Genomic DNA, 4,806 nt, shown 5'->3' with positions numbered 1-4,806 from the left:
GTAAGCTCTGGCCGTTTTCATATTCGTATCTTTTAATTTCAATACGGTTTCTTGTTGTTCAGCATGTAAGTTATTCTGATTCTTTAGCCATAAATAACGCGTTTTCTTGAGGGCCGGCTGTTCATGTTGTTCCTGTCTGCGCACGTGATCTAAGGCTTCGTTTACCAGTTTCATTACGTGGAATTTGTCAAAGGTGATATGTGCCTTTGGAAACTGAATGGTTCCCTTTTTCATGGAGAAAGCTTGAGAACTTTTTCAAAACGGAAGAGTCTTTCCCTTCTGTCGCAAACAGTACCTTTTTAGTATCAATGTCTACAATCAGGCTTACATATTTATGTCCACGTCGGCTTGAGGTTTCATCAACGGCAATTCTTGATGTTGTAGAAAAGTCCATTTGATTCATCGCTCGTTCGACATAATAATGGAAAACACGCCATAAACGCGTGTCGTGTTCGCCTACTTTTCGAGCTACGGCAGCTACTGGCATTTCTTTCATGAGCTCCATAACTTCGGCCTCGAATAACCAGGTAAAACCAGAGCCTTGGCGTGACCAGTCTATGATCACTGTTCGGATTTTCCCACAAGAAGGGCAATGTACTCTAGGATAACGTGCATGGAGTACCGTCTTATACTGCCAGAAATCCATATGCCTCCAAGTTCGATCATCGTCAACAATGTCATGGACCTTCGCATGGGAAGCACCACAGTTCGGACAGGCAAATGTCGCACCACGTTTAAAATCTAAATAAACGTCCAGAATTTGATCGTTTTGATTCAATTCATAGTCAATTACATACCAGGGGTCTTCAATTTTTAATGCTTTTTGAAACACAGTATCCTCGTTAAAGTCTCTCATCTATAGGCCACCTCGGATAATATTTTTAAAGTTATTATCCAGTATGGACTGCCCTATGAATCTTTAAACAAATACTATTTAGCGAGGAAGCTTGTAATATTAAGCGCAACACCAAAAAGCAAGGTATTCGATTTACAAATTATTATCTACAAACTCTTTAAGTTCTAAGACAAAGTTAGATGGCCCATAATTTTGATACCTATCATAGTAATCATAATACCATCCTGAACATAGTAAATGAATTTCATCTTTTGCTCTAGTTAGACCTACGTAAAATAATCTCCTTGACTCATTTATCTTATCTTCACGAGCATTCAACCAAGGTATCCTTCCATGCTCCAAACCAAACATAATGACATACTTAAACTCTAATCCCTTAGAACTATGCAACGTATATAAATTTAAATGACTTTTAGATCCTACTTGTCGAGATAAAGAGGATACTTTAAAGTCTTTTAGTTGTCCATTTTTTGCCGATTCAATTAATTTATCATATTCTTTTACTATATCTGGCTCTTCAGTAAAACAATCTAATAATTCGGAAACAATACTATTATTAAATTCATCAAGCCAATCAATTAGTTTAAGTTCAACATCTCTGCTTCGAAATAAAAATTTGAATAGATTTAATTTCTTACTTTCTAGTTTTACTTCTGAAATATTTGAATTTGAAAAAAATGAACTGAAAGTACGCTCAATTTCAGAAAATTGGGGACTTCCCTTTAACCATCCTCCCGAACACCACGTTGCACAGTTTTCTATCCACACAGTTAGCTGATTTTTATTGTAAGGAGCATTTCCATCCACTCGAATATATTGTAGACCTTCTTTTGCTACTTTCTCAGCAATTCGATCCCCATCATTTTTATCAATGTACAACACTCCAATATCCCCAAGCGTACTGGAAGGATCTAAAGTAAGAATTTTAGGGATTATTTCTTTGCAAATATAATCACATTGCGCATCTATACCGTCCCTAATTCCATAAAACTTAATACTTCCTTCTTCATCTCTGCTTGAAACAAAATCTCTTTCTTCTAATAACGAAGCAATCGATGCCTTAACAATATTTCCCTTTGATCTGTAATTCTTTTTTAGTCTAATTTTTAATACACCTGATTGATCAGCAAGGTCATTTAATAAACTAGGTTGAGCTCCTGTAAACCCATATATTGATTGATCAGGATCCCCAACTGCTAAAAGACGAGTGTCATTTTCTATACAGAGAACTCTTATTATTCTATCCAACGATGCACCTAAATCTTGATACTCATCAACTGCTATAACAGGAAACTTAGCTTGAAGTAATCCTTGAATCCATTGATTCTCCTCAATCATCCACAACCCATTCAAAACCATATCATCAAAATCAATTAACCCTTGATGTCTTAATGAGTTTTCGTAATTAAGAATCCATTCTGCTATATCGCTGTCGTTAGTTTTCCATTCGGATGATTTCCTCTCTATAAACGTTCTTCTATAAACATTAAACGCTGTTGACCAGCTTGAAGTATATCGTTCATTCTTTCCAATAGTTAAGTTGAATGTTCGAAGCATTGTTTCTCTTACTTCCCTTGAAGTAGCAACTTTAATTTCTTTTGGTAAATTAGTGTTCGCTAAATGTCTGTATGGTCTAATCACATGATTTAAACAAAAAGAATGTACAGTATCAATAAAAATTGTAGATGATTCAATGATTCCTAAATTGTATAGCTTCTCTTTTAGTTCTCTAGCGCATTCTTTATTGTAAGTTAAACAAGCAACTCCTTGAGGTGCTTCTATATCTTCATTCAAGATTCTAGCTAACTTTAATGTAAGAATTTTAGACTTTCCACTACCTGGACCCGCAAGAACGACACAATTCCCTGTAGAATCATAAACCTTTAGTTGTTCTTCATTATTTGATAAATCTTTAGAAGCTTCTCTATAAAGTACCTTGTCAAACTCTAGCGATGACATAATCTAAGGCTCCATTCACATACTCAGGAACAACTGATGAATTTGTAAGATTAGTCGATAATCTCTGAGCAAATCTTCCTTTACCAATATTTTCTATGTCGGAAAGATAGCTTTTTTCATCTCCTTTAATACTACTTGCTACCTTCCAACCTTGTGCTCTACTGATTGCCCTACTATTTGTTGTCAATTCAGTTAAGGTTTCTGTAATTTCATCAGGCATTGTATCAAATAGATCCACCTCTAAAGTGTGGCTATTTGTAAAAATACCAAATTCTTTTCCAAAGGTAATTAGATCTTCAGTTCCTAAATCTTTATATTCATATTCTTTATCTATAAAATTTAATAATTTTATTAAGCGATTATGAATTAGAGGTAGCGTATCTCTTGGATCATAGTCGGTAAGAATTGCAAAAGGGATATTTAATCCTTCACTCCCCAAAAGCTTGATATATGGAAGAAAATTGGTGCCAGATACCGAGCACACAGTGATTCCATGTTTATCAAGATCAATTCCATGCAATTCTGACAGTGAAGGTAATAGAAATTCTTCAGCGTCTCCTTCAACTAATATTACCCCTTTAGAAAAAAGAACTTCTCCTCTTGTGACATTAATGTAGCGCTCCAAATCTTTCACATCTTTATCACCTAAAGAAATTTTTGCAGTAGAGACTATTTTTGTAGATTTATCTTCTCCGTGCATTTCTTTTAATAAAACGATAGATTTTAATGGAGCAACACTTACAATATGAGGTGAGTGCGTTGTTAAAATATTAGAAACACTATGAATTTGATGCTGCTCTTGAGAACCCTCAACTATCAACTTATCGTGATTCAACAAATATTTGTAAAGTAATCTTTGTAAATGAGGATGTAGATGTGCCTCTGGTTCTTCAATAGCTAAAAAAGTATGAGCACGTTCATTTTCATCTACATATTGCTCTAACGAAAGAAGCTTTAGCACTAAGTAAAGCAAATTGGAAGACCCTAAGCTGGCCTCATTAATTCCTCTATTTCCATCATCAATAAACATCTTTATTGCACGGTAAAGTTTTGAAGCATCAGCAGGAGAAAAACCTAGGCTGGTTTCTATCGAATGTCTATCTCCTACAATATTTTCTAATTGAGTATTTATTCTTTCAGTTAATGATCCAATTTCGTCCAATTCTTTCAAAGAATCTGTTGAACGAGTAATTTCCTCAGCAACGTTCTCTAGTTCTTGCTTATCTGTCGTTTCGATTGCTCTTTCAATTAAAGGCCTTAAAGGAGATTTTCTCCAATTTGATAGATCACTCTCGGTGTCTCTTAACCCTGATAACACCTCAAGCGGTAACCATTTCCTTTGTTCATAACTAAAAATATTTTCTGTTTCTGTTCCATAAACTTTAAAATTATAAATTTTATTTCCGTTTTCATCTTCGGGAAAAAATCTATACGTTAAGCCTACAGTTAATGGCGAAGCTTTCACTAAAAAAGCAGAAAGGACAGATTTTAATTTATCATCTTGTTCAAACTCAGTAAGTTCAATATCTATTCTTATTTCTTCGTCATTTAATGGTCGAGTAAGACCATCCCAAAAGTCTGAAAGCTGTAATAAACGGCTTGATTCAGATAAAGTTGGATCTAAAACCAGTCTTAGCGCATGCATGAAGTTAGACTTTCCAACTTTATTTTCCCCAACAATAACCATTTGTTTTCCTAATTCAACTTCTGTTTCTTTAAAATTTCTAAAATTACTTATTTTCACTTTGTTGATATACATAATCCTGGTTCCTCCTACACGTTTTCCAATGTAAAAATCTTCTTTATATTTAGTATATCGAGCATGAAATAATATATCTAGTGAATATATAATTGAGGTATCTGTAAGGAAAGCTGAAAATTGAATCATCCACTTCTTTATCCCTGTTCAAAGGCAAAAAAAAAGATCTACAGCGACTAATAAAAAAGCTTACTAAAACTGGATAGGTTACACTTAACTAGACAGAAAAGAT

At 34.3% G+C, this 4,806-nt stretch carries 2 protein-coding genes and 1 pseudogene; all 3 read right to left on the bottom strand.

Going from position 1 to position 4,806, the window contains the following annotated elements:
* Positions 1-856 (bottom strand): annotated as a pseudogene (locus tag ELQ35_RS21790) (ISL3 family transposase); the annotation flags it as partial.
* 132 nt (positions 857-988) lie between these two features.
* Positions 989-2,815, bottom strand: coding sequence for a UvrD-helicase domain-containing protein (locus ELQ35_RS21785; protein ID WP_126867277.1), 1,827 nt, complete (start codon positions 2,813-2,815; stop codon positions 989-991).
* Positions 2,796-4,574 carry an ATP-dependent nuclease gene (locus ELQ35_RS21780; RefSeq protein WP_126867276.1) on the bottom strand — a complete coding sequence of 593 codons (1,779 nt, stop codon included), beginning with the start codon at positions 4,572-4,574 and terminating at the stop codon, positions 2,796-2,798. The genes ELQ35_RS21785 and ELQ35_RS21780 overlap by 20 nt, the downstream gene beginning before the upstream one ends.
* Positions 4,575-4,806 lie beyond the last annotated feature (232 nt).

Source organism: Peribacillus cavernae (genome assembly GCF_003989135.1).
Taxonomy (GTDB): Bacteria; Bacillota; Bacilli; order Bacillales; family DSM-1321; genus Peribacillus; species Peribacillus cavernae.
This window is presented reverse-complemented; position numbering and strand designations above follow the sequence as displayed.